Origin of the sequence: Halobacterium sp. KA-4, from assembly GCF_021028995.1 — an archaeon.
Taxonomy (GTDB): Archaea; Halobacteriota; Halobacteria; order Halobacteriales; family Halobacteriaceae; genus Halobacterium.
In genome coordinates this window covers 205,590-230,331 of sequence record NZ_JAJJZG010000001.1, presented here as the reverse complement: position 1 = coordinate 230,331, position 24,742 = coordinate 205,590, and the positions used below count along the sequence as shown (strand labels likewise).

At 68.4% G+C, this 24,742-nt stretch carries 29 protein-coding genes; 12 read left to right on the top strand and 17 right to left on the bottom strand.

The window, feature by feature from the left end; all coding sequences use genetic code 11:
• Positions 1-9 precede the first annotated feature (9 nt).
• The 4 genes from LPA44_RS01225 to LPA44_RS01210 form a co-directional block, all read right to left on the bottom strand.
• Entirely contained in the window at positions 10-414 is a 405-nt protein-coding gene (locus LPA44_RS01225) for a TRAM domain-containing protein (protein ID WP_058981227.1), read from the bottom strand.
• 75 nt (positions 415-489) lie between these two features.
• On the bottom strand, positions 490-1,140 hold the full coding sequence (locus LPA44_RS01220) for a YkgJ family cysteine cluster protein (protein ID WP_230887780.1): 651 nt from the start codon (positions 1,138-1,140) through the stop codon (positions 490-492).
• Positions 1,141-1,391: 251 nt separating this feature from the next.
• A complete protein-coding gene (locus tag LPA44_RS01215) occupies positions 1,392-2,165 on the bottom strand; it encodes an MBL fold metallo-hydrolase (RefSeq protein ID WP_230887779.1) in 774 nt (257 codons plus the stop codon).
• Positions 2,166-2,202: 37 nt separating this feature from the next.
• The gene (locus tag LPA44_RS01210) at positions 2,203-2,472 is read right to left on the bottom strand and encodes a MarR family transcriptional regulator (RefSeq protein WP_230887778.1); all 270 of its coding nucleotides are present in this window, start codon (positions 2,470-2,472) and stop codon (positions 2,203-2,205) included.
• Positions 2,473-2,672: 200 nt separating this feature from the next.
• Here LPA44_RS01210 and LPA44_RS01205 point away from each other — a divergent pair, with 200 nt between their 5' ends.
• Entirely contained in the window at positions 2,673-3,377 is a 705-nt protein-coding gene (locus LPA44_RS01205) for a class I SAM-dependent methyltransferase (RefSeq protein ID WP_230887777.1), read from the top strand.
• 88 nt (positions 3,378-3,465) lie between these two features.
• Positions 3,466-4,386, top strand: a complete 921-nt coding sequence (locus LPA44_RS01200; protein WP_230887776.1) for a glycosyltransferase family 2 protein — start codon at positions 3,466-3,468, stop codon at positions 4,384-4,386.
• Positions 4,387-4,423: 37 nt separating this feature from the next.
• Here LPA44_RS01200 and LPA44_RS01195 read toward each other — a convergent pair whose 3' ends face one another.
• The 4 genes from LPA44_RS01195 to LPA44_RS01180 all read right to left on the bottom strand — a co-directional run bounded on the left by LPA44_RS01195 (position 4,424) and on the right by LPA44_RS01180 (position 6,975).
• Positions 4,424-4,723 (bottom strand): DUF4242 domain-containing protein, encoded by a 300-nt coding sequence (locus tag LPA44_RS01195; protein ID WP_230887775.1) that lies wholly within the window; start codon positions 4,721-4,723, stop codon positions 4,424-4,426.
• 74 nt (positions 4,724-4,797) lie between these two features.
• A complete protein-coding gene (locus LPA44_RS01190) occupies positions 4,798-5,616 on the bottom strand; it encodes an amidohydrolase family protein (RefSeq protein ID WP_230887774.1) in 819 nt (272 codons plus the stop codon).
• A 45-nt stretch (positions 5,617-5,661) separates the two neighbouring features.
• Positions 5,662-6,417 (bottom strand): SAM hydrolase/SAM-dependent halogenase family protein, encoded by a 756-nt coding sequence (locus tag LPA44_RS01185; RefSeq protein WP_230887773.1) that lies wholly within the window; start codon positions 6,415-6,417, stop codon positions 5,662-5,664.
• 30 nt (positions 6,418-6,447) lie between these two features.
• Complete coding sequence (locus tag LPA44_RS01180; RefSeq protein WP_230887772.1) at positions 6,448-6,975, bottom strand: nicotinamide-nucleotide adenylyltransferase; 528 nt, start codon at positions 6,973-6,975, stop codon at positions 6,448-6,450.
• Positions 6,976-7,181: 206 nt separating this feature from the next.
• Between LPA44_RS01180 and lonB the strand changes: the two genes are divergently transcribed.
• Positions 7,182-9,263 (top strand): ATP-dependent protease LonB, encoded by a 2,082-nt coding sequence (lonB, locus tag LPA44_RS01175; RefSeq protein ID WP_230887771.1) that lies wholly within the window; start codon positions 7,182-7,184, stop codon positions 9,261-9,263.
• Positions 9,264-9,477: 214 nt separating this feature from the next.
• Positions 9,478-10,143: a CPBP family intramembrane glutamic endopeptidase gene (locus LPA44_RS01170; RefSeq protein WP_230887770.1), complete on the top strand. Its 666-nt coding sequence runs from the start codon at positions 9,478-9,480 to the stop codon at positions 10,141-10,143.
• Here the strand turns inward: LPA44_RS01170 and LPA44_RS01165 are convergent, their stop codons facing one another.
• Positions 10,144-10,599, bottom strand: coding sequence for an MGMT family protein (locus LPA44_RS01165; RefSeq protein WP_230887769.1), 456 nt, complete (start codon positions 10,597-10,599; stop codon positions 10,144-10,146). It lies immediately after the preceding gene.
• Positions 10,600-10,713: 114 nt separating this feature from the next.
• On the opposite strand from LPA44_RS01165, the gene trpC reads away from it, so the two are divergent.
• The 4 genes from trpC to LPA44_RS01145 are packed head-to-tail and all read left to right on the top strand — an operon-like array spanning position 10,714 to position 14,419.
• The gene (trpC, locus tag LPA44_RS01160) at positions 10,714-11,469 is read left to right on the top strand and encodes an indole-3-glycerol phosphate synthase (RefSeq protein WP_230887768.1); all 756 of its coding nucleotides are present in this window, start codon (positions 10,714-10,716) and stop codon (positions 11,467-11,469) included.
• Positions 11,466-12,773 carry a tryptophan synthase subunit beta gene (trpB, locus tag LPA44_RS01155; protein ID WP_230887767.1) on the top strand — a complete coding sequence of 436 codons (1,308 nt, stop codon included), beginning with the start codon at positions 11,466-11,468 and terminating at the stop codon, positions 12,771-12,773. Before trpC ends, trpB begins: the two co-directional genes overlap by 4 nt.
• Positions 12,770-13,600, top strand: a complete 831-nt coding sequence (gene trpA / locus LPA44_RS01150) for a tryptophan synthase subunit alpha (protein ID WP_230887766.1) — start codon at positions 12,770-12,772, stop codon at positions 13,598-13,600. Before trpB ends, trpA begins: the two co-directional genes overlap by 4 nt.
• A 24-nt stretch (positions 13,601-13,624) precedes the next feature.
• A complete protein-coding gene (locus LPA44_RS01145) occupies positions 13,625-14,419 on the top strand; it encodes a 2-amino-3,7-dideoxy-D-threo-hept-6-ulosonate synthase (RefSeq protein WP_230887765.1) in 795 nt (264 codons plus the stop codon).
• Between the two features lie 24 nt (positions 14,420-14,443).
• Here the strand turns inward: LPA44_RS01145 and LPA44_RS01140 are convergent, their stop codons facing one another.
• Positions 14,444-14,743 (bottom strand): hypothetical protein, encoded by a 300-nt coding sequence (locus LPA44_RS01140; protein ID WP_230887764.1) that lies wholly within the window; start codon positions 14,741-14,743, stop codon positions 14,444-14,446.
• A gap of 113 nt (positions 14,744-14,856) precedes the next feature.
• Here LPA44_RS01140 and LPA44_RS01135 point away from each other — a divergent pair, with 113 nt between their 5' ends.
• Positions 14,857-16,023 (top strand): 3-dehydroquinate synthase II, encoded by a 1,167-nt coding sequence (locus LPA44_RS01135; protein WP_230887763.1) that lies wholly within the window; start codon positions 14,857-14,859, stop codon positions 16,021-16,023.
• A 14-nt stretch (positions 16,024-16,037) separates the two neighbouring features.
• Here LPA44_RS01135 and LPA44_RS01130 read toward each other — a convergent pair whose 3' ends face one another.
• From LPA44_RS01130 to LPA44_RS01120, 3 genes are all read right to left on the bottom strand, one after another.
• Entirely contained in the window at positions 16,038-16,493 is a 456-nt protein-coding gene (locus LPA44_RS01130; protein ID WP_230887762.1) for a zinc ribbon domain-containing protein, read from the bottom strand.
• A 48-nt stretch (positions 16,494-16,541) separates the two neighbouring features.
• Positions 16,542-17,216: a type I 3-dehydroquinate dehydratase gene (locus LPA44_RS01125; RefSeq protein WP_230887761.1), complete on the bottom strand. Its 675-nt coding sequence runs from the start codon at positions 17,214-17,216 to the stop codon at positions 16,542-16,544.
• A 289-nt stretch (positions 17,217-17,505) separates the two neighbouring features.
• A complete protein-coding gene (locus LPA44_RS01120) occupies positions 17,506-18,459 on the bottom strand; it encodes a transcription initiation factor IIB (protein ID WP_059055800.1) in 954 nt (317 codons plus the stop codon).
• A 135-nt stretch (positions 18,460-18,594) separates the two neighbouring features.
• Between LPA44_RS01120 and LPA44_RS01115 the strand changes: the two genes are divergently transcribed.
• Positions 18,595-19,311, top strand: a complete 717-nt coding sequence (locus LPA44_RS01115) for a cobalamin-binding protein (RefSeq protein WP_230887760.1) — start codon at positions 18,595-18,597, stop codon at positions 19,309-19,311.
• A gap of 24 nt (positions 19,312-19,335) precedes the next feature.
• Positions 19,336-19,836 (top strand): DUF84 family protein, encoded by a 501-nt coding sequence (locus LPA44_RS01110; RefSeq protein ID WP_230887759.1) that lies wholly within the window; start codon positions 19,336-19,338, stop codon positions 19,834-19,836.
• On the opposite strand, the gene LPA44_RS01105 is transcribed toward LPA44_RS01110, so the two are convergent.
• Positions 19,837-21,672 carry a flippase-like domain-containing protein gene (locus LPA44_RS01105; protein ID WP_230887758.1) on the bottom strand — a complete coding sequence of 612 codons (1,836 nt, stop codon included), beginning with the start codon at positions 21,670-21,672 and terminating at the stop codon, positions 19,837-19,839.
• Positions 21,673-21,864: 192 nt separating this feature from the next.
• Between LPA44_RS01105 and LPA44_RS01100 the strand changes: the two genes are divergently transcribed.
• Positions 21,865-22,104: a DUF7123 family protein gene (locus tag LPA44_RS01100; RefSeq protein WP_230887757.1), complete on the top strand. Its 240-nt coding sequence runs from the start codon at positions 21,865-21,867 to the stop codon at positions 22,102-22,104.
• A gap of 175 nt (positions 22,105-22,279) precedes the next feature.
• On the opposite strand, the gene LPA44_RS01095 is transcribed toward LPA44_RS01100, so the two are convergent.
• The 3 genes from LPA44_RS01095 to LPA44_RS01085 form a co-directional block, all read right to left on the bottom strand.
• Positions 22,280-22,888, bottom strand: a complete 609-nt coding sequence (locus tag LPA44_RS01095) for a winged helix-turn-helix transcriptional regulator (protein WP_230887756.1) — start codon at positions 22,886-22,888, stop codon at positions 22,280-22,282.
• Positions 22,889-22,955: 67 nt separating this feature from the next.
• Positions 22,956-24,113, bottom strand: a complete 1,158-nt coding sequence (locus LPA44_RS01090; protein ID WP_230887755.1) for an SPFH domain-containing protein — start codon at positions 24,111-24,113, stop codon at positions 22,956-22,958.
• A 72-nt stretch (positions 24,114-24,185) separates the two neighbouring features.
• Complete coding sequence (locus LPA44_RS01085; RefSeq protein ID WP_230887754.1) at positions 24,186-24,707, bottom strand: NfeD family protein; 522 nt, start codon at positions 24,705-24,707, stop codon at positions 24,186-24,188.
• Positions 24,708-24,742: the final 35 nt, after the last annotated feature.

The window sequence follows — 24,742 nt, the reverse complement described above, 5'->3', positions numbered from 1 at the left end:
GAGCGGCGCTCAGTACTCGTCTTCGATGATTTCGCCGACCGCGAAGTTCGACTTCACTTCGGTCACTTCGACTTTCACGCGCTCGCCGATTTCGGCGTCGGGTACGATGATGACGTAGCCGCGTTCGACGCGCGCGATGCCGTCGCCCTGCTTGCCGATGTCCTCGATTTCGACGTACCGAATCTCACCCTCCTCGACGGGGGGCTGGGGTTCGGACTCGGCGGGCTCGCTCGTCGTCTCGGTCTCGGTCCCGGTCTCGGCTTCGGCCTGCGAGATGAGCGCGACGCGGTAGACGTCGCCGGGTTCGACGGAGCCGGCTTCGACTTCGCTCCGCGGGATTTCGACGACGTACTCGTCGTCCTTGACAGTCACTTCCGCACTGAACAGACAGAGGAGTTGGTCAGAGATTTCCATGACGGGCCTCCATTCGTGCGTGTCGGCCCCGTGACTTAATCGTTGCCACGGCCCCGCCACGCGACGACCACCGACTCAACCCTCGTAGGCCGTCCCGTCCGGGCGTTTCGCGCCCTCGGAGTCGTGCACGACCGTCTCGTCGGGTCCGGGGTTCGTGGGCTCGTAGTTGTCCCGGACCGCGATAGCCTCCTCGATGTCGCGCACCGCCCGCTCCTTCAGGGCTGCCGCCAGCGATTCGGCGTCCTCGCGGGAGATATCCCGCCCGAGTCCCTCGCATTCGTGAGCGCGCACCATTCCCGCCTCGTCCACCGCTTCGCCCATCGGCTGGCTCGTCCCGCCGAGCGCGACGCTGAACGGGTACGTCTCGCAGATGAGCGGCCGGCTGTCGTGGACTGTGCACGCTCCTGTTCCGTCCTCGTCCTCCTCGTAGAACGTGCAGTCCCCGCAGGCAGCGGTCTGGAGCGCCCACTCGAACGTCTCGCCCGTGCCGTCCTCGTCGAGCCCGTACGGCATCGGACGCGCAATCTCGCGCCAATCCCGGTCGGTTGCGTCCTCTAACTCCCGGACTTCGTCGGGGAACACGGTCGCCGTGTGCGGGTCGTCGTCCTCGCTCTTACAGCACGCCCCACACCGCGTGCACTCGAAGCCGATGGCCTCGATGGCGTCCGCCAACTCGGACACGTCGAGGTCCCGTGCGCGTTCGAGTTCGACTTCGAGCTCCTCCATGGCCGTGGGTTGGCAGCGAGTGCGGAAAAGATTCGCGGGCTAGGTATCGGTTGGTCTATTTTCTCCTGTGCGTCTCGCTCCATCTACGACACCTCGAAAGCCCCCTCCCGCTCGCGGCCGCTCACTCGCTGCGGTCCTCGGCCTCCGGCCTGCGGTCCTTGCGTCGCGAGCGACCGCGACCGGTCGGCCCCTTTCGGATTTCCCACCCTGTCGGCTAGTTCTCATTTCCACCCTACCGGCTGGTTCGCTGGCTACTGCTGGTCGGCTGGCGAGCGGGCGCGTTCGCCGTCCCACTCGACGTGCCCCTCGAGGGCGAGCTTCTGGAGGTGTGCGCGGACGACCTTCGTGGCGAGGCTGCGGGCGTCGCCGAGCGCTTTCTCGTAGGCGACGTCGAGAATCTCGTCGACGGTTTCGGCGCCGGACTCGACGGCGGCGCGGACGCGGCGCTCGCGGTCGCGGCGGTGGAAGTACGTCTCGCGGATGCGCTCGTCGGGATTCTCGATGGAGTCGCCGTGGCCGGGGTAGAGGGTGTCGAAGTCGCGGGCGAGCAGGCGGCGCAGGGACGCGAGGTACGTGCGCACGTCGCCGTCCGGCGTGCCGACGAAGACGCTGCCGGCCGCGAACACGAGGTCGCCGGTCACGGCTTCGTCGTCCGCGACGAACGCGACGTGGTCGGGGGCGTGGCCGGGCATCGCCATCACGGAGACGCCGGTGTCGGCGATGGTGCCGCCGGGGCGGAACAGTCGGTCGGGTTCGACGCCGGCCGCGTCCGCGAAGCGCTCCGCGAACGTCGCGTGCGCCCAGACGGTCGCGTCGGATTCGGCCGCGTAGTCGGCGACGGCGTCGACGTGGTCGGGGTGCGTGTGCGTAACGGCGACGTGGTCGACTTCGTTGGCGGGGTCGTCGAGGTCGGGCGTGCGAGCGGCGGGGTCGACGAGCAAGCGCTCGTCGTCGCCGAGGACGTAGGCGTTCGTCGCGCCACCGGGAACCGGCGCTTCGACTGGAACGGCGTAGCGCGCTATCACGGGTGCAGAGACGAGACCTGCGAGGAAAAGCCGGCGGTTAGTCGTCGAGGAAGTACACTTGCTTGCGGGCGTCCTGGAAGCTGTAGCGGGAGCCGACGAGGCCCGCGTCGTCGAGGCGGTTGAGCGCGTACCGGACGGTGCGGTCCGGGAGCAAGGACTCCTCGGCGAGCTGGCCCTGCGAGAGCGGCGCGTCGATTTCGAGGACCTTCGCGACGAGTTTCGCGCTCGGCGGGAGCTCGCGGAGGCGCTCGCGGAATTCTTCGTCGTCCTGAATGAGTGACCCGTGTTCCGTGGCGGACGTGCTCATGGAAATCCCTCACATACTGAGGGAGGTAAAGGTTGTCTACCCGTGGGACTATACACCTTATATCGTATAATGGCGCTGCGAGCGGGGCCACCTGGGGTCGTTCTCTCGGGGCGGCGCGCGTTCACGTCGTGGTACCGGTGTTCGTCGCGTGTTTTCCAGTACGGTTTTAACCACCCGTCTCCGAAGTGCAATCGAGAAGCGTGAAGGGACAGGAGTGGTACCAGGCCACGGAGGTCGCGGAGGAGTACGACGAGAAGCGATTCTCCCGTGGCGGCCGGCTCATCGACCGACGGGAGAAACAGGCCGTCCTCAACGCGGTGGGGCCGGTCGAGGACCAGCGGGTCCTCGAAATCGCGTGTGGTACCGGCCGCTTCACCGTGATGCTCGCCGAGCGCGGCGCGGACATCACGGGGCTGGACATCTCCGGGCCGATGCTCCAGAAGGGCCGCGAGAAGGCCCAGCGCGCGGACGTCACCGACACCATCGACTTCATGCGCGGCGACGCCGGCCGACTCCCGTTCCCGGACGACCACTTCGACACCGTGTTCGCGATGCGATTCTTCCACCTTGCGGACACGCCGGCGAAGTTCCTCACGGAGATGGCTCGCGTCTCCAAAGACACCGTGTTCTTCGACACGTTCAATCGGTTCAGCACGCGCTCGCTGTACAACTGGCTGCTCCCGATGGGGTCGCGGCTGTACGGCGACAGCGAGGTCCGCGGGCTCGTCGACGAAGCCGGTCTGGACCTCGTGCGGGACGAACACGACTTCGTCGTCCCGTACGGGTTCTACCGCAAAGTCCCGGACTGGATTGCCGGCCCGATTCGGCGCGCGGACACGGCCATCGGCGAGACGCCGGTCGGCCGCTCGCTCGCGTCGGTCTCCTACTGGCACACGAGCGTCTGACGAAACCGGCGGTTCGTGTGAGCTCGCGGACGATTTCGGCGTGTTTCGACCCGGGACGTTTTTACCACCGCGCAGACTCGTGTACGCTATGGACCTCTCGGTAGTGGTGCCCACCCTCAACGGCCGCGACGTGCTCGCTGCGTCGCTGGACGCGCTCGCGGCCCACGCACCCGACGCCGAGGTCGTGGTCGTCAACGGCCCATCCGTGGACGGCACGTCCGGGATGGTGCGCGACCACGACGCAGCCGACCTCTTGCTGGAAGTCTCCGAGCGGAACCTCAACGCCTCCCGGAACGCCGGTATCGCCGCCGCAGACGGCGATGTCGTCGCGTTCGTCGGCCAGGACTCCCAGATTCGGGAGGGCTGGGTGGAGGCCGTCGAGGACGCGCTCGACGGCGGCGCCGACGCGGTCACCGGCCCCGTCCACCACCGCGTCGAGGGCGGCGTCACCACCGAATCCGTCGAAACCGCGACCGTCGCGGGCCGTCACGTCACGTACTTCGACGGCGGGAACGTCGCGTTCATCCGCGACGCCATCGACGCCCTCGACGGGTTCGACGAGTACCTCCAGACCGGGGCCGCGCGGGACGCCGCCCACCGGCTCGCGGGTATGGACCGCGAGGTCGTCTGGGGCGCGGACGCGGTCGTGCTCCGCGAGGAGAAAGACGACATCCGCCACCGGCTCCCGGAGGACGCCGAGGAGACCGCGTGGGGGTTGAAGTACCGCTCGCTGGCGTACCGGCTCGTGAAGAACTACGGGTTCGGTGCGCGCATCGCCGCCCGCATCGTGAAGTACGCGGTCGGGGACGCGTTCTCGGTCGGTGGCGACGTGCTCCGCGGCGACGCGAAACTCACGGAGTGGGCGGCCGCCGGCAGCGCCGTCGTCCCGAACGTCTGGACGGGCAGCCAGGACGGGATGTCCGCGCGGATGGCGGACCGCACCCCCCGGCGCAACCCCAACGGCGTCTCCGCGCGCATGGACCGCACGATGGTCCGCCACGACTGCTGAGCGGCGACCTGTTCGCGGTCCTCGCCGCCGTTACTGATTACTCGCCGTCGAGTGGGTCCCCACGTCGGTCGACCCGCGTGACCGGGAGGCCGGCGCGCTCGCCGTGCTCCCGGACGGCCGCCTCGTCTTCGGCCTGGTAGTGGCAGAACGTGCCCGTGACGTCGCCCGCTTCGTTCGTCATCACTTCCGAGTCGACCCACCTGATGCCGACGCCTTCGTCCCGGAGCGCTTCGAGCGCGTCTCCGGACTGCTCGCCGGCCGCCGCGAGTTCCGCTTCGGTAATCGGTTCGTCCAGTTCGCGCAGGATGAGGAAGTCAGTCAACTCGCCGTCGGACATAGTTCAATCGTCCTACACGAACGACTGGCATAAATCTAGTGTCGGGCCGGCCAGCGAAGTATTTGCGAGCCCTGTCACTCCCGGTCGAGACCCGGGACGACACGGACCGGGTTCTTCCCGAGCACCTTCCGCATCGCGTCCTCGGTGACGTCGAGGGTGAGAATCTCCATGACCGCGACGTTCGGGTGGGTGTCGGGCGCGCCGCTCCCGAAGACGACGCGGTCGGGGTGTTCGACGATGGCGTGTTCGAGGAGTTCGCGGTAGCGAACTGCTGCGGTGTCCAGGTAGAGGTCCTCGTAGGAGCCGAGCAGCGAGACGGCTTCGTGCATCAAGTCGCGGTCGAGCGGGTGGCCGCCGAAGTGCGCGAGCACGACGGGAAACTCGCGGTCGAGCAGCGTGGCTTCGAGCGCGCTCGGCGGGAAGCCCTCGCCGCCGTGGACGAGCACCGGGAGGCCGACGTCGTCGAGCACGTCGAGGACGTCGGGTTCGGGGAGGCCGTCGCGGGTCGGGTCGAGTTTGAAGCCGTGGAAGCGGTCGTCGTAGGCGTACTGCTCGACGTCCTCGGGGGAGGTCTGCCAGTCCGACCGATTCGACCGGAGGTTCTTCAGGCGGGAGGTCGCGCCGTCGCCGGGGTCGCGCGGGCCGTCGATGCGCGCGAACGCGATGAACGGGCGCTGGACGGCCTGCCGGGCGACCGCGTTGTTCGCGCGGAGGTAGCCCTGTTCGCCCTTGCGTGGTCCGGGGAAGACGACCGAGCGGACGACCCCGGCCTGGTGCATCTCGCGTTCGAGGTCCTCGCCGTCGATGGTGCGGCCCCGGACTGGGCGCCCCGGGCCGGCGTGGAGCCGCGCGTGCAGGTCCACAATCCGGAACCCGTGCTCCAGTTCGAGCATACGCGTAGGTTGCCGGCCGGGTATTTCGGTGTGACGGTGCCCACCCTACAGGGAGAGCTCCACGGGGCTGCCGGGTTCGACGCCGAACGCATCGTCGCCGCGCCCGCGGTTCACGGCGAGTTCGACGTTCCCGTGGCTGCCGACCGTCACGACGCGCTCGCCGGGTTCGACGTGCGCGTAGGAGGGCTCGACGCGCACGCGGTCGCGGTTCACGCGCACCGAGCCACTGATTCGGTCGGTGACGACGCGCCCCGGGAGGTTCGTGATGGCGTTCCCGAAGCCGTCCACGACGAGTACCTCGCCGCGGAGCACGTCGCCCGTGAGGTCCGGGTCGGGGAACGCGACTGTCTCGTAGTCGTCGAGGCGCTCGTATCCGGGGTAGTCGTCGAACGCCTCGACGCCGCGCTCGTGGACGTCCGCGGCAGCGGGTGCGAACACGTCCCGACCGTGAAACGTCGAACTCGCGGGGTCCTCGACCGCGATTTCGAACACCTCTACGTCCTCGTCGAGCCGTCGCGTCGCGGGAATCGCGACGCCGTTGTCCGGCGCGACGATGGCGTGGCGGCCCGCGCGGACGGCCACGGCCTCCCGGTCCGTGCCGACGCCCGGGTCGACGACGACCAGGTGGACTGCCGGCGGGAAGTAGGGCAGCACCTCGCGCAGCCAGAACGCCGTCGCGCGCACGTTCTGCCGCGGAAAGTCGTGTGCGACGTCGACGAGGCGCGCGTCCGTCGACTGGAGGACGACACCCTTCATCGCCGCCGGGTACGGCGAGCCGAAGTCGGAACTCAGCGTTATCATACGTCGCGGTTACGGCGCCGTCGTTGAAAACTACTCGGCGGGGCTGTCGCCCGCGTCCGTGTCGCTGACCTTCCGAATGCGGTCGATGCCGTCGATTTCGTCGATGACGTCAGCGACCGGCTTCGGGACGAGTTCGCGCCAGTCGCCGCCCTCCGCCATCCGGCGGCGAATCTCGGTGCCTTCGAGTACGTCGCGCTCGAACATCGGGGACTGCCGGACTTCGATGCCGGCCTCGTCGAACAGCCGGATGACGAGCGGGTTGTTCGAGTACGCCACGTCGAAGTTCGGACTCATCGACTGGACGTGGCTCACCCAGACCGCGTTCCGGTCGAGGTCCTCGATGGGGACCGCGTACGTCACGAGGTCGAAGTCCACGAGGGACTTCGTAATCATCATGATGCGCTCGCCCGCGGTGAACGGGTTCCGCGTGGTGTGGGAGTCGCCGGCGCTCCCGATGCCGACGACGAGTTCGTCGACCTCGGTGGCAATCTGCTCGACGACGCGGTGGTGGCCGTTGTGGTACGGCTGGAAGCGACCGATGTAGAACCCGCGGGTCATTTCCTCACCTCGAAACACCCCGTCAGCGCCTATAAGAATGGCGAGTTCGCCGCAACCGACGGTTCGGCCCCGCTAGTGCCGGTCGGCGAAATCCTGTTCGGGCGCCTGAAGGCTCGAAACCGGGGAATACGGCCGGTTACGCGTTCTTTCGAGGGAGAAAGTATATCAGTCGCCCGTCCTTGGTTTCACGTGTCGAAACCACTTCTATGAGCAACGAATCGACCGAAGACGAGCCCCACCACGAGGACCCCGACGTCGACGCCCCCGACGCCCCCGAAGAGGGCGAGGAGTCGACGCCCGAGCCTGCCGAACCCCTCGACGACCTCGAGGACCTCGGCAGCGAGGTCGGCGTGGAAGGCGACGTCTCTATCAACGAGGACAACGCCGAGGACGACCTGCTTGGCGGCCTCGAAATCCCGGACACCTCGGCCATCGAGGTGCCCGAACGGCTGGTCGACCAGGTCATCGGCCAGTCCGAGGCCCGCGACATCATCCTGCGCGCGGCCAAACAGCACCGCCACGTGATGATGATCGGCTCCCCGGGGACGGGGAAGTCGATGCTCGCGAAGGCGATGAGCCACCTCCTCCCGAAGGAGAGTCTACAGGACGTTCTCGTCTACAACAACCCGGACGACTCCAACGAGCCGAAGGTTCGGACCGTCCCCGCCGGGAAGGGCGAACAGATTGTCGAAGCCCATCAGGAGGAAGCCCGCAAACGCAACCAGATGCGGTCGTTCCTCATGTGGATCATCATCCTGCTCGTCGTGGGGTACGCGCTCCTCATCGCCCACCAGCCGCTGCTGGGCGTGCTCGCGGCCGGCGTCATCTATCTGGCGTTCCGCTACACCGACCGCGGCGGCGACGCGATGGTGCCCAAGCTCCTCATCAACAACGCCGACAGCCAGACCGCGCCGTTCGAGGACGCGACCGGTGCCCACGCCGGCGCGCTGCTCGGCGACGTCCGCCACGACCCGTTCCAGTCCGGCGGCATGGGGACGCCGAGCCACGAGCGCGTCGAGGCCGGCGCCATCCAGAAGGCGCACAAGGGCGTGCTGTTCATCGACGAAATCAACACGCTCGACGTCCGCAGCCAGCAGAAGCTGATGACGGCGATTCAGGAGGGCGAGTTCTCCATCACCGGGCAGTCCGAACGCAGCTCCGGTGCGATGGTCCAGACCGAACCCGTCCCGTGTGACTTCATCATGGTCGCGTCCGGGAACATGGACGCGATGGAGAACATGCACCCCGCGCTCCGTTCCCGCGTTCGCGGGTACGGGTACGAGGTGTACATGGACGACACCATCGAGGACACCCCGGAGATGCGCCGGAAGTTCGCGCGCTTCGTCGCTCAGGAGGTCGAACGCGACGGCCAGCTCCCGCACTTCGACGACGACGCAGTCCGGGAGATTATCCTCGAAGCGAAGCGCCGCGCCGGTCGCAAGGACCACCTCACGCTCGAACTGCGTGACCTCGGTGGGCTCGTGCGGGTCGCCGGCGACATCGCGAGTTCGAAGGACCACGAACTCACCACGCGCGACGACGTGCTCCAGGCGAAGAAGCGCTCGCGGTCCATCGAACAGCAGTTCGTGGACAACTACATCGAGCGCCGCAAGGACTACGAGCTCGGCACCTCCCAGGAGGAGGCCGTCGGCCGCGTGAACGGCCTCGCGGTCATGGGCGGCGACTCCGGCATCATGCTGCCCGTGATGGCGGAAATCACGCCCGCGCAGAGCCAGGAGGAGGGTCGCATCTACGCGACCGGCCAGCTCAAGGAGATGGCAGAGGAGGCAGTCGAGAACGTCTCCGCCATCATCAAGAAGTTCAGCGACGAGAACATGTCCGAGAAGGACGTGCACATCCAGTTCGTCCAGGCTGGCGAGGGCGGCGTCGACGGCGACTCCGCCTCCATCACCGTCGCGACCGCGGTCATCAGCGCGCTGGAGGACATCCCCATCGCGCAGGACCTCGCGATGACCGGCAGCCTCTCCGTCCGCGGGGACGTGCTGCCGGTCGGTGGCGTCACGCACAAAATCGAGGCCGCCGCGAAGGCGGGCTGCAAGCGCGTCATCATCCCGAAGGCGAACGAACAGGACGTGATGATCGAGGACGAGTACAAGGACCAGATCGAGATCATCCCGGTCTCGCACATCAGCGAAGTCCTCGACGTTGCGCTCGTCGGCGAACCCGAGAAGGACTCGCTGGTCGACCGTCTGAAGTCCATCACCGGCAAGGCCCTCGAAGGCCAGACGGAGTCCGGTACGACGAGCGGCTCGCCGAGTCCGCAATAGTACCTTTTTGCTGCACTCGTTCGGGCGCTAACGCGCCCCCACTCGCTGGCAAAAAGCTACGCTAAAAAGCCGGCCTCACCCCCTTTCGGGGGTTCGTTGGCCCGCTCGCTCACTCCGTTCGCTCGCGATGGGTGTTCTTGGTGCTCTCCGTTACCGCCTCCGCGACCACTGCTGACCGCCACTTTTCTACGCGCGTCCCGCGTGCGCCGACGTGATGGCGTACTGGTTCGCGTTCGCGGCGTTCGCGCTGCTGGTGACCGCTGGACTCGTCGCGCTCACGCGAGCGTCCGCGGGCGTCGTCGGCGAGGGAACCGAGGACTTCACGGCCGGCGAGTTGCTGCTGCAGACGACGCTCTCGCAGGCGGTCGTCGGCGCGCTGCTCGTGGTCGCGGTGTGGCTCACGCGGATTCCTCTCGACGCACTCGGCGTCGCCGTCTCCGCCGACCTCGTCGCAATCGGCGTTGCCGCGGGGCTCGTGCTCGCGCTCGGGAACGAGGCCGCGATGCACGTGCTCGACTCGGCCAGGCTAGGCTACGACGAGGAACTCCGGGAGACGCTGACGCCCGAGTCGCGCGGTGGCTGGCTGATTCTGTTCTGCGTCGCACTGCCCGTCGTCGCGGGCTTCGAGGAACTGTTGTTCCGCGGGATTCTCGTCGGCGCGTTCGCGACGGGGTTCGGTGTATCTCCGTGGGTGCTCGCGGCCGCATCCAGCGTCGCGTTCGGGACGGCGCACACTGCGCAGGGCGCGACTGGCGTCGTCGTCACGACGCTACTGGGGTTCGCGCTCGCTGCCGCCTACGTCCTCACCGGCAGCCTGCTCGCGGTGTTCGTCGCGCACTACGTCGTGAACGCCGCGGAGTTCGCGGCGCACGCGCGGTAGTCAGGATTCGAGCGCGCGGAGCCGGTCCGCGACCTCGGGCGGCGCGCCGCTCGGGCCGTCGCGGACGCGGTGGTCGGGGACGAACAGCGGGACGGGATTGCTCGCGAGCGCGGCGCGCGCGGTCTCGCGGGCGTCGTTGTCCTCGTGGTCCGTGTCGGGAACCATCGAGAGCACGCGCTTGACTGTGACGCGCTCGCCGTACGGGATGTTCCGGACGGCTTCGAGGACTTCGCGGTGTTTCGTCGGGACGGTCAGGCCGACCTCGACGTCGTCGAAGTCGTCCTCGCTCCCCTCGAAGTACGCCTCGACGCGGTCGAGCAGCGGGTGCTCGGGGTCGGCGTCCGCGGGCGCGCTCTCGGGGAAGGAGACGCTGATGACGCAGTCGCCCGCGACGCCGAGTTGGACGGCTTTGTCGAGATACGACGACTCGCGTGCGTAGATACCGGCCGCAGCCATGTGTGCGTCCACGGGCGACACGGCCTTGTACGTTCGCCCACCGGTGAGTCGGGCAGATTCGACGTGCGCACTGACGCAAGACTTATGTACAAACTAGTGCATTAATGCACAATAATGGACGAGAGTGACGGGCTCGCGCCGGCGGTGCAGTCCATCCTGGACGCGGCCCGCGAGCGCGAACCGGACGGCGGGCGGGTGTCGGTGTCCCCGCGGTCGCTCCCGGACGCGTTCGCGGCCGCCGAGGCGGACGGGCGCGTGCCCACGATTGCGGAAGTGAAACCGACCAGCCCCACCACGGAGGGCGAGCGCCACGACGACCCCGTCGACCTCGCCGAGCAGATGGTCGCCGGCGGCGCGGCCGCCCTCTCCGTGCTCACCGAACCCGAGCACTTCGGCGGCAGCCCCGAGAACCTGCGCGCGATTCGGGACGCCGTCGACGTGCCCGTGCTCCGGAAGGACTTCCTGCTGCGGGAGGCGCAACTGGACGCCGTCGAAGCCGACGTCGTCCTGCTCATCGCGCGCTTCCTCGGCGACGACCTCGAACCGATGCTGGCGGCGGCCCGCGAGCGCGGCTTCCAGGTGCTCGTGGAGGTCCACGACCGCGACGAACTCGACCGCGCAGTCGCAGCGGGCGCGGACATTATCGGCGTGAACAACCGCGACCTCGCGAAACTAGAGGTCGACCTCTCGACGTTCGAGACGGTCGCGCCCCACGCCCCCGAGGACGTGACGCTGATTGCGGAGAGCGGCGTGAGTTCGCCCGCGGACGTCCGGCGGATGCGCGAGGCGGGCGCCGACGGCCTGCTCGTCGGAAGCGCCATCATGGACGGCGACGTAACCGAGAACACAGAGACGCTAGTGAACGCATGAGCGAGGAATCCAAGCGAACGACGGGCGCACAGTCGGAGACGCGGGCCGGGAAGTTCGGGGAGTACGGCGGCCAGTACGTCCCCGAGGTCCTGATGCCGGCGGTCGAGGAACTCGCGGACGCCTACGAGCGCTACGTCCTCGACAACGAGGACGGCTTCGTGGACGACTTCCGCCAGCGCATCCGTGAGTTCGGCGGGCGGCCGACGCCCCTCTCGCACGCCGAGAACCTCTCGGAGCGCTACGGCTTCGACGTCTACCTCAAGCGCGAGGACCTCCTGCACGGCGGCGCGCACAAACTCAACAACGCACTCGGGCAGGTGTTGCTCGCGAAGTACATGGGCAAAGAGCGCATCGTCGCCGAGACCGGCGCGGGCCAGCACGGCACCGCGACCGCGATGGCGTGTGCGTACCTCGACATGCCCTGCGAGATTTACATGGGCCGCACGGACGTCAACCGCCAGCGCCCGAACGTCTTCCGGATGCGCATCCACGACGCCGAGGTCAACCCCGTCGACGTCGGCTCCGGAACCCTCAAAGAAGCCATCAACGAGACGATGCGCGACTGGGCGACGAACGTCGAGGACACCCACTACGTCATCGGTTCCGTGGTGGGACCGCACCCGTTCCCGGCGATGGTCCGGGACTTCCAGTCGGTCATCAGCGAGGAGATGCGCGAGCAGTCTCGGGACCAGCTCGGCCAACTCCCTGAAGCCGTCGTCGCGTGCGCGGGCGGCGGGTCGAACACGATGGGCGCGTTCGCCTCGTTTGTCGGCAGCGCCCGGCTGGCCGGGGCACCGGAGGGGTCCCAGGAGCCCGCGCCGGACGTGGACCTGCTCGCCGTCGAAGCGGGCGGCTCCAGCCTCGGCGTGGACAAAGCGGAAGGGTACGCGCCGAACTCCGCGAGCCTCTCGACGGGGACTGAGGGCGTGCTCCACGGCGCGCGCACGAAACTCCTCCAGACGGAGGAGGGCCAAATCGTCGAGTCCCACTCCGTGAGCGCGGGCCTCGACTACGCGGGCGTCGGCCCGGAACTGGCGTACCTCGTGGACGAGGGCCGCGTCGAGCCCGTGAACGTCGACGACGACGCCGCACTCGAAGCGTTCCATCGCCTCTCCCGCGAGGAGGGCATCATCCCGGCGCTCGAATCGAGTCACGCCGTCGCCTACCTCGAGGAGTACGAGGGTGACGGCCCGGTCGTCGTGAACGTCTCTGGTCGGGGCGACAAGGACCTCGACACGGTCATCGAGGAGTCCGCCGCGCGCGACATCGCCGGCGCGCCCACGATGGAGGTGTTCGAGGAGTGACCCGCAGCGAGATTCGCGCCGCGTTCGACGACGGCCCCGCGCTCGTCTCCTACGTCGCCGCGGGCGACCCGAGCGCGGACGCCACGAAGGAGTACGTCGAAGCACTCGTCGACGGCGGCACCGACGTCGTCGAACTCGGCCTCCCGTTCTCCGAACCGGTCGCTGAAGGCACCACGATTCAGAACGCCATCAAGCGCGCGCTAGAGGCCGGGATGACCCCGGAGGCCTACCTCGACCTCGTGCGCGACCTCGACGTTGACGTGCCCATCGTCTGCATGACGTACTACAATCTGATTTACCAGTATGGTGACGAGGCAGGTCCCGAGGAGTTCGTGGCGGCAGCGGCGGACGCGGGAATCTCCGGGTTCGTCGTGCCGGACCTCCCGGTGAACGAGTCCGAACCGATGTACGAAGCGTGCCGCGAGCACGGCCTCGACCTGATATTCATCGTCGCGCCCACGACGACGCCCGAGCGCCTCGAGTCCATGCTCGACCGCACCACCGGGTTCGTCTACGTGCAGGGGCGACTCGGCACGACCGGCGCACGCGACGAGGTCAGCGAGAACACGCCCGAGGCGCTCGAACGCCTGCAGGACGCCAACGTCCCGAAGGCCGTCGGGTTCGGCATCTCGTCGGGCGAGCAGGCCCGCGAGGTCGTCGCGAGCGGTGCCGACGGCGTCATCGTCGGGAGCGCGTACGTCGACATCATCGCCGACGGCGTGGAGAACGACCTGCCGACCGAGGAGGTCGCCGACCGCCTCGAAGCGCTCGCCGCGGAATTGAAGGCGGGGGCGCGGAAGGGTCTGCCCGAACCGGAACGCAAATAGCCGACCGTTTGCTACTCACTACCAATGACACCAGGGAAGACAGCGCGACTCGACCGCATCGGCCGGGATGGCCGATTCGTCACCATCCCGATGGACCACGGAATCACACTCGGCGCGGTAGACGGCCTCGTCGACATCGAATCCACCATCGACGCCGTCACGAGCAACGGCGCTGACGCCGTGCTCACGCAGAAAGGCATCGCCCCCCGCGTCCACGGGAACAAGAACGACGCCGGCTACATCGTCCACCTCAACGCCTCTACGTCTATCGGGCCGGACTCCAACGACAAGCGCTTCACCGGCACCGTCGAGGAAGCCGTCCGCGCGGGCGCCGACGCCGTCTCCTTCCACATCAACGTCGGCAGTGACCACGAACCCGACCAGATTACGCAGCTCGCGGAAGTCGTCGACGACGCCCAGGACCTCGGGATGCCCGTGCTCGCGATGGCGTACGCCCGCGGCCCGGGCGTCGACGAACACGACGCCGAGAGCCTCGGCCACGCCGTCCGACTCGCCGAGGAACTCGGCGCGGACGTCGTGAAGACCGCCTACTCCGGGAGCCGCGAGAGCTTCGAGCGCGTCGTCGAGTCCACGAGCAAACCGGTCATCATCGCCGGCGGCAGCCCCGACGGCGACCGCGAGACCCTCCAGGACATCCGCGACGCGATCGACGCCGGCGCTGCGGGCGTCTCGACTGGTCGCACTGTCTTCCAGCACGACGACCCCGGCGCGATGACGGCCGCCATCGCCGCCGTGGTCCACGAGGACGCCACGCCCGACGAAGCGCTCCGCGAGGCCGGCCTCCCCATCGAAGCCTGACCGGTCGGCCGTCGTTTTCTCTTCTCAGACGTCGGCGTACGCGAGTTCCCACGCGCCCGGGAGCGTGTCGAGCGCGCTCCGGAACTCCGTGGCGGCCAGCCCGTAGAACTTCTCGCGGCCGACGGCCGTCCGCACCCGCACGACGACCGTGTGGTCGGTCGCCTCGAACGCGGTCAGCGAGCCGCCGCCCGCGCGTTCGAGGTGCGCGCACTCGGGTTTCCGGTCGACGAGCTCGGAGCCGAGGTCCCAACTGAGGGACTCGGCGGCGTCGAGCGCGAACGGCACACGCTCGCCCATGATGCGGCCCTGTCCACTCGTTGCCATACCACGCCCTCGGTAGTTCAGCAGTATAAATCGTGTCATCCCGGCACACGCGCCGCCAGCAAGTACGCGTTGCTCCGGTACGTTCAAGGCCGCACCACGTCTCCATCTGCCTAATGACACGGTCCGTCTGGCTGAAGGCCGACGACACTGTCGGTGACTGGGAGACGCGCAAGCGACGCATCACGACCGGCTTGGAGGCCGGCGTCGACTGGGTGCTCGTCGACGACGAGGACGTCGAGCGCGTCCGCGAACTCGGCTCGGTGAACGTCGCGGCGTTCCGCACGGACGACGGCGACGTCATCGAGGAGGCCGACAGCGAGGAGCCCGCCGAGCCCGACGCGTACGTCGTCGGGAAGGACGGCGAGGGCGACGGTACCGTCGACCTGCCGGAGGACTTCTCGGGGAGCGCGGACCTCTCCACGATTCGCCGCGGCAACGCCGACGCCGCCTACGTCCGCATCCTCGACGAGCGCTACGAGGCGTTCGCCGAGGAAGCCGCTCAGGACGCCGAACACACCATCGTCGTCGGCGAGGACTGGACCATCATCCCGCTGGAGAACCTCATCGCGCGCATCGGTGACGAGACCACGCTCGTCGCGGGCGTCGAGTCCGCGGCAGAAGCCGAAACCGCCTTCGAGACGCTGGACATCGGCGCCGACGCCGTGCTACTGGACAGCGACGACCCGGACGAGATTCGCCGCACCGTGCAGGCACGGGACGCCGCCGAGCGCGAGCGCCTCGACCTCGCGTGGGTCACCGTCACGGAAATCGAGGAAGCCGGGAGCGCGGACCGCGTCTGCGTCGACACGGGCACCCTCATGGAGGACGACGAGGGGATGCTCGTCGGGTCGATGTCCCGCGGGCTGTTCTTCGTGCACGCCGAGACCGCCGAGTCGCCGTACGTCGCGTCCCGCCCGTTCCGTGTGAACGCGGGGGCCGTCCACGCCTACGTCCGGACGCCGGATGGCGGCACGAAGTACCTCGCGGAACTCTCCAGTGGCGACGAAGTGCAGGTCGTCGACCGCGAGGGCCACACGCGGACCGCGGTGGTCGGCCGCGCGAAAATCGAGAAGCGCCCGATGTTCCGCGTCGAAGCCGAGACGGAGTCCGGCGACCGCATCGAGACGCTGCTCCAGAACGCCGAGACCATCAAAGTCTCCACGCGCGAGGGCCGAACCGCCGTCACGGACCTCGACGAGGACGACGAGATTCTGGCCTACCTCGAAGAGGGCGGTCGCCACTTCGGCGAAGCCATCGACGAGCGCATCATCGAACAGTAAGGAGCCGTCGGCCGCTACGCGGATTCGGCGTCGTCGGTCGCGGTGTCGAAGCGCGTCGTACACCACGGACAGAAGTCGAGGTCGCTGTCGAGTTCTTTGCCGCACTCCGGACATTCGGCCGGTTCGCCAGCGGCGTCCGCGTCGGCCCCGCCGGGCGTCGGCACGCGCTCGGCGACCTCGTTCGCCGTGTCCCGCACCGCGACGAGGTACGCGTCGACGACGTTCAACACGCGAATCACCAGCAGACTGAGCGTCACTTCCAGCCCGAAGCTCTCGCTGGCCTCCACGAGGCCCGCGAAGCCGTCGGTCTGGAACGCCTGGTACGCCGACTCGGGGACGACCAGCGCGGCCGTCACGAGCGCGAGCACGAACCACGAGACGGCGCGCACCCAGCGCCGCAGGTAGACGTGTCCGAGGCCGGGGTAGACGAAACCGAGTACCGCCGCGATGACGCCGCGTCGATTGACCACAGTTACCGGGACTCGGGGCCGCGCGCTCCTAAAGCCACCGAACGGCGACTACTGGAGGTTGTCCACGAGCGTGCGCAGCGTCGCGGCGTCGTACTGGCCGGGTGCGGTCGCGTTCTCGGGGTCGGCGGGCGCGTACCCGATGCGGGAGCCGTACAGCGGCGCGACCGCACGCGTGTGCCGGCCTGCCTCCCCCATCGCCATCGTGGCGACGGGCGCGTCCACCGCGCTGAACTCGTGGGTGACGCGCAGCAGGTCCAGCGCGTCCCCGTTGTCCTCGGCGGTGACTGCGAGCTTCCCGACGTCCCCCAGCGAGCACGCTTCGCCCAGCAACTCTGCGAGCACGCCCATCTCGGGCGTCTCCTCGAAGTCGTGCACGGAAACGATGGCCGCGGTGTCCTCGGCGCGCGCGGCCGCCAGCGCCTCGACGCCGTCGCCGTCCTCCTCCGTGAGCGCCGCGAGTTCGACGTCGATGGCGTCCACGCAGTCGGTGCGCGCGGCCTCCGCGAGCGCGTCGATGCGGCCGTCCTCGCCCGCCTCGCCGCCCTCCCACTCGGCGCGATTCGTCGCGATAATCGGGAGCTCGCCGTCGTAGTCGTCGAGCCCCGGCAACGGGTCGTCGGCGAGGTCCATCCGGAACTCGACGGCGTCGGCGTGCTCGCGGGCGGCCGGCTCGTCCCCGAGGTCGGAGACGGGTGCCGCCAACACGAACTCCTCGAAGTCCATGGGGTGTCCTGTGCGGGCCGCCCGCAATACGGTTTCGGAGTCCTGGGCGAGATTCGCCGTCTTTCTTCGACGAACTCCTTCACGCCTCTACCTCCTCGAAAGCCCCGGCGGGCTCGCGGTCGCTCGCTGGCATATCCCTCGCTTCGCTCGGGATAGCGGCCAGCGAGACGACCACGTAAACGCGAGCCCGCCGGGGCTTTCGGCCCACCCGACACCGGTTGATTAGCTGGCGAAGCCGCCGGCTGTCGAGCGAGGAACACGCGGAAAAGCGGCGTCGCGTTCGGAACGCTCAGACCGGAATCGTGTCTTCGGCTTCGAGCAGCTCGTGGTAGCGGTTGCGGATGGTGACCTCGGAGATGTCAGCGACCTCCGAGACCTTCGCCTGCGTGGTCTTCTCGTTGGTCAGCAGCGCGGCGGCGTACACCGCGGCCGCGGCGAGGCCGACCGGGCTCTTCCCGGAGTGGACGCCCTTGTCCTTCGCGGTCTTGAGGAGTTCGCGGGCGCGGTGGGCGGACTCGTCGGAGAGTTCCAGCGAGGACGCGAACCGCGGGACGTAGCTCTCGGGGTCGGCGGGCGCGACTTCCAGGCCGAGCTCGCGGACGACGTAGCGGTACGTGCGCGCGATTTCGGACTTCTCGACGCGGGAGACGTCCGCAATCTCGTCGAGGCTGCGCGGAACGCCGGCCTGTCGGGCGGCGGCGTACACGCAGGAGGTCGCGACGCCCTCGATGGAGCGGCCGGGCAGCAGGTCGTCCTCGAGTGCGCGGCGGTAGATGACCGAGGCGGTCTCGCGGACGTTGTCCGGGAGGCCGAGCGCGGAGGCCATGCGGTCGATTTCGCCGAGCGCCTGCTTGAGGTTGCGCTCTTTGGCGTCGCGGGTGCGGAAGCGCTCGTTCCACTTGCGCAGCCGCTGCATCTTCTGGCGCTGGTTCGAGGACAGCGAGTTGCCGTACGCGTCCTTGTCGCGCCAGTCGATGTTCGTCGACAGCCCCTTGTCGTGCATCGTGTTCGTGGTGGGGGCGCCGACGCGGGATTTCTCGTCTTTCTCTTTGGAGTCGAACGCGCGCCACTCGGGCCCGCGGTCGATGCCGTCCTCCTCGACCACGAGGCCGCAGTCGGCGCAGACCGACTCGCCGTGCTCTTCGTCCTGGACGACGAGACCGCCACACTCCGGGCAGCCGTCCGTCGTCTCTTCTTCGTCCGTGCGCTCCTGCTCTCGGGAGCGCATGCGTGCATCTGTCATTAGCGTGAAATCACCGGAAAACCCGGGTGAGTCGTAGCCAATCGGTTGGGACAAAACACACTTAACCGTTGCGCTATTCCGACGAGGGGAGACCCGACCGCGTCGGTTTTTACCACGGGGAACGAACCCACGGGCATGCGCGTCGTCTCGCTCGCACCGAGCGCCACAGCCACTGTCGCCGCCCTCGGCGGCAGCGACCGGCTCGTCGGCGTCACCGCACACTCCAGAGATATCGACGCCCCTGTCGTCGGCGGCTGGCTGAACCCCGACTTCGAGACGGTGGCCGACCTCGACCCGGATATCGTTCTCACTAGCGACGCCCTCCAGCGCGGCGTCCGGGACGACCTCCGCGACCGCGGCTTCGACGTCCACCACGTCGAGCCAGCGACGCTCGACGACGTCCTCTCGTCGTTCGCGGAAATCGGTGACGCCGTCGGCCTCCCCGACGCAGGAATCGAATTGGAAGCCAAGAGCCGCGAGCGCGTCCGAGGAATCCGGGAAACCGCACCAGAAAACGGCCCGGTCGTCTACTGCGAGGAGTGGTCGGACCCGCCGATGGCTGCCGGGAACTGGGTACCCGACGTCGTGGAAGCCGCGGGCGGCCGCTACCCGTTCGTGGACGCCGGTGAGCGCTCCCGCGAGGTCGAAGCGAGCGCGGTCGAAGCCGCCGACCCAGAGCACGCGGTCGTCCACGTCTGCGGGAAGGGTGACAGCGTCGACCCGGACTTCGCGGGACGGGGGTGGGAGTTCGACGCGGACATCCACGTTATCGACGACAACCTCCTCAACCAACCGAGTCCCCGACTGCTCGACGGCCTCGAAACACTCGCCGCGCGAATCCGCGGCGACTAAGGCGCGGGCCCTCGGCTTCCCGGTATGCGAATCGCAGTCGGCTCCGGGAACCCGGTGAAGCGCGACGCGGTCGCGGCCGCGCTCCCGGACGCGACAGTCGAATCGGTCAGCGTCGCCAGCGGCGTCCCCGAGCAGCCGTGGGGCGACGACGAGACTATCGAGGGCGCGCGGAACCGCGCGGAGCGCGCGCTCGACGCTGGCGAGTACGACCTCGGCGTCGGACTCGAAGGAGGAGTGGCAGAACGCGATGGCGACCTCTTTCTCATTATGTGGGCTGCCGCCACGGACGGCAAGCGCGTCGAAACCGGCGGTGGGCCGCGGATGCGCCTCCCGGACGACGTGGCCGCGCGGCTCCGCGACGGCGCGGAACTCGGCCCCGTGATGGACGACCTGCTGGACACCTCGGGTGTCGCGGAGAACCAGGGCGCGGCGGGCGTGCTGACCGGTGGTATCACGAACAGAACTGAAGCGCTCCGAACGGCGGTCGCTGGCGCGCTCGGGCCGTTCGTCACCGACTACTACTGACTACTCCTCGACGGCGGCGGCGTCCGTGGAGAGGTCCGCCTCGTCGCCCTCGACGGCTTCCGTCAGCGAGACATTCAGCCACGTCATCGACGCCGCACCGCCCGCGACCGTCACGACGTTCTTCACGATGTGGTCGACGATGGCGACGCCGAGCGCGAGGCCGAACGAGACGGGCAGCAGCGTCGAGACGATGGCCGCGAACGCCGCCTCGTAGATGCCGATGCCACCGGGCGGCCCCGGGATGACTTTCGCGAGGTTGCCGACGCTGACGGCGAAGAAGCCGACCGCGAGCAGGCTCACGAGCGCCACGTCGAGCCCGAACGCGAGGAAGACGAGCAGTGCGGTGGCGACGTCGATAGTCCAGATGAGCACGCTCGTCGCGCCGATGCGCGCGAACGCGCGGCCGTCCGCAGCGACCCGCTGGATGTCGCCGACGAACTGCTCGAAGACGCTCGCCACCATCTCCGTGTAGGAGTCGTCGCTCGCCCACTCGACGACCTGCCGGACGTAGTTGGTGTCCGAGCGCGCCGACCAGACGATGACGACGACCGCAGCGACCGCGAGCACGCCAACGACCGAGGCGACGACGACGGCCTGCCGAACGGCCTGTGATTCCTGTCCACCGAGCCCTTCGCCTGCGGCGGTCGCTGCGAGTTCGGCGACTGTGTCGGGTGCGAACGCGGTGAGCGTGACGAGCACGCCGCCGGCGAGCACTGTGATGGTGAGCAGGTCGAAGACGCGCTCGACGGTCAGCGATGCGAACCCCGTCGTGTACGGGATGTTGCGCCGCGCTTTCACGACGTACGCGCGGATGGCGTCACCAGCACGTGCGGGTATCACGAGGTTCCCGGTTTGACTGATGAACACCGCACCCATCAGGAACCACGTGTTCTCGCGGTAGCCCAACTCCGCGAGGATGTCGCGGTAGCGCAGGCCACGCAGCGGCCACGACGTCAGGTAGACGGCCGCACCCGCCGCGACCAGCGCGGGGTCCGCGTCCTGTACGGCGTCCACGAATGCGCCGACGTCGATGTAGACGAACATCAGCGCGAACGCCAGCACCGAGAGCAGCACGCCGACGACGGTGCCCGTGCGGCGGTTCGCGTACGGACTCACGTTGAATTCCCAGAAGCAGCGCAGAATCTGGCTGCCCATCCCGAAGACGTCCCGCACCAGGTCGACTTTCGAGTCGCCCTTCGGCGTCCAGTCGACGGGGAACTCCGCGACCGTGAACCCGCGGCGCTGGGCGCGCACCAGCATCTCCGTGTCCCAGAACCAGTGCTCGTCCTCGACCTCGTCGACGAGGCTCTCGAAGGCCTCGCGGCTGAACGCCTTGAACCCGCACTGGTGGTCGCGCAGGTCCGAGCCCAGCAGCGTCCGCACGGCGAGGTTGAACCCCCGCGAGGGGATGCCGCGCTTGGCGGGGCGGTCGGCCTGCTCGCCGGGAATCCACCGCGACCCCGTCGCGACGTCCGCGTCCCCGGAGCGCACGCTCTCGATTAGTTCTTCGAGGTGGCGCATGTCTGTCGCGAGGTCCGTGTCGAAGTACGCCAGCGTGTCCCCGTTGGCCGCTCGGAACGCAGCGTTCAGCGCGCCACCGCGGCCCAGCCGTTCGTCGCTGTGGAAGTGGCGGACGCGGTCGTCTTCTGCGGCGAGCCGCGAGGCGATTTCGGGCGTCTCGTCCTCGCAGCCGTCCTCCGCGACGATGACCTGGTAGCTGCCCGCTGGGAGGAAGGCGTCGAGCGTCGAGAGCGTCGTCCGCACCGTTCGCTCGATGGTGTCGGCCTCGTTGTAGGCGGGGAGGACGACGCTCACTTCGACGCGCGACGCTGTCATTATCCGAGAATTCGGCCGTGACCGGGTAAGAACTTTCTGCCTCGGGGCGCGCCACCCGGCGTTAACCGCGCCTACCAATACGCCCGCTCGGGGCCACCACCCCCGGCACCGAGCACACCAAAACCGCAAGACAGCGGCCGATTTACCACACGTACCAAACCCCTCTTGGGGTGGCCGTGCCACTGTACTGGTATGAGCGCGACAGCCGCGGCGAGTCAGGCACTCACCCCGAAGCAGCGTCGCATCCTCGACTACCTCCGCGACCACGCCGACGACCGCACGTACTTCAAGTCGCGGCTCATCGGCGACGAACTCGACCTCTCCGCGAAGGAGGTCGGTGCCAACATGCCCGCCATCGAGGCTGGCGAGTTCGACATCGACGTCGAGCGCTGGGGGTACTCCTCCTCGACGACGTGGAAGGTCGAGGCCTGACCGCCGTCTGACGGTTCGGCCCGCGCGGACTCGTCATCCACCCGCGCGGGATTCGCGTTCTCCTCGGCTCTGCCGGGAATCCAGTGTCTGTCGCAGTCCCACTCGGGCTGCACTCGTTTTCTGCTACGGAGCCGTCGCTACGGGTCGGGATACGAGCACACGATTCGGCTCGCAGTCAGGGTTCGTAGGAGAGAAGGTCGGCGGCCTCGCCGGCGAACTCGGCGGCGTTCGCGTCGAAGGAGTCGGCGTACCGCACGAGTAGCGTGATGAGGGTCTCCGGGCGCTTGACGGCGTAGCCGTCCGCCCGCGAGAGCACGCCCGCGTCCTCCAGTTGCGCGGCGTACTTGCTCACCGTCGCCGGCGACACGTCCAGCGACTCCGCGAGGTCGCTGGCAGTCGCGTCCGGATTCCGGAGGAGTTCGACGACCATCCCGCGCGGCGTCTCCCGGCGGAGGTAGCCGAGCGCGCGCTTCTCGAACGGTGAGAACCGCTCTGCGGGGAAGAAGCGCTTGTAGTCGCCGTCGCGCTCGCTCTCGACGGCGGCCTCCTCCAGCAGCCGCCGGAGGTGGTGTTGGGTCTCTCCGGTCCCCAGTTGGAGGTCGTCCCGGAGCTTCGAGAAGTGCGCGCCCGGCGTCGCCGTCACGTAACCCGTGATGGCGTCACGGACGTCGCTGTCGCCGCCCTCGCCGTCGTCGTCACCGCCGGCGAGTCGCGTCAGCGGGCTCGCTGCGCCCACGGCGGCGAACCGGCGGAGCGTCGAGCGCTTGTCCTCGTCGATGCCCATCTACGTGGTCGTAAGCGGTCACCCGAGAAAAACGTTCGGTACCGGATAGCACGCCAGCGCGGACGCGTTACGCGTCCTTCTCGTCGTCACCGCTGCCGCCGGGCGCGCTGTCGCCCGTGTCGAGTTCCTGGTCCATCTCCTCGATGACCTCGTCGGTCGACGTCAGACCGGAATCCTCGCCACGCTGGACGGCCTCGGCCTGCTCTTCGAGCTTCTCGGGGTCGATGTCGGCTTCCTCGCTAATCTGGTTGAGAATCTCGTCGATGTTGTCGAGGCCGATGAGTTCGCGGGTCTCGGCGTCGAATTCGAGGCTATCGAGTTCGGTGCCGCCGCCGGCGACGTCGCTGCCGGCGAGGTGCTTGCCGTACCGGCCGACGAGGCTGGTGACTTCCTGCGGGAGGATGAAGGTGTTCGACTCGCCGTCGCCGATGCCCTCCAGCGTCTCCATGCCCTTCTCGATGATGGCGCGCTCGCCCATCGACTCCGCGGACTTCGCGCGGAGGACGGTGGAGATGGCGTCACCCTGCGCCTCGAGAATCTGGGACTGCTTCTCCCCCTGTGCGCGGATGATGTTCGACTGCTTGTCACCCTGCGCGTTCTCGATGGCGGACTGCCGCTCCCCCTGCGCTTCGAGAATCATCGCGCGGCGGCGACGCTCGGCGCTGGTCTGTTGCTCCATCGCCTTCTGGACCTCCTGGGAGGGGTTGACTTCCCGGACCTCCACGCTCTCGACGCGAATCCCCCACTCGTCGGTGGGTTCGTCCAGTTCCGTGCGGATGCGCGCGTTGATTTCCTGGCGCTTGTTCAGCGTGTCGTCCAGTTCCATGTCGCCCAAGACCGCGCGCAGCGTCGTCTGCGCGAGGTTCGAGACGGCGGTCTTGTAGTGGTCGACTTCGAGGAACGCCCGCTTGGCGTCCCGCACGCGAATGTACACGACGGCGTCGGCGGTCACCGGCGAGTTGTCGCGGGTGATGGCTTCCTGCCGGGGCACGTCGATGGTCTGCGTGCGCATGTCGAAGGGGTACGTGCGCGCGACGAACGGCGGCACGATGTTGATACCGGGTTCGAGGAGGCCGCGGTACTCCCCGAACACCGTGAGCGCTTTCTTCTCGTAGGCGTCCACGATTTCGACGGTCTCGTAGACGACGACGGCCAACAGCAGCAACAACAGCAGTCCGACTGCTGGTATCACTGCGCCGCCCGTCTGTAGCGGGGTCAATTCCATGTGTGAACGTTCGGCGAGCGGACAATAAGTGTTGGTACGCTTCGCGCCGCGAGCGACCGCCGCCCCGTAGAATCAGGCGCTGTCGGCGTCGCCGCGGTCCCGGTCGAGTTCCCGGTCGATGTCGTCAGCCCCGTCGACGGCTTCCACGGTGAGGATGTTGCCGCCGCCGGGGTCGACGACCACGACTTCCGTGTCCTCCTCGATGGTGCCCGAGATGCTGCGCGCGCCGTACGTCGGGTTGAACCCGCCGGATTCGAGTTTCACGCGACCCGAGCGCGGTGTCACCTCTTCGAGGACGTAGCCGCGCTTCCCGCGGAGGTCCTCCGAATCCAGCGTCTGGCCGCGCCCCGTCCCCTGGTAGATGTCGTAGTTGCGGTACAGGTAGAGCGAAATAAGCCCGATGCCGAGCACGAGGCCCGCGAGCACGAACGGCGTCGCTGCCGCCGGCACGAACAGCCCGATGAGGCCGGCGGCCAGGAGCGCGACGCCGAGGACGATGAGGTGTGCACCCGGCGCGAGCGCCTCCATGATGCACAGCGCCGTCCCGGCGAGGACGAGCAGGAACGACAGCGACTGTCCGAACAGTTCGGCCATACCCGGGAGTTAGGCGCGCGGCGGGAAAACCGTTT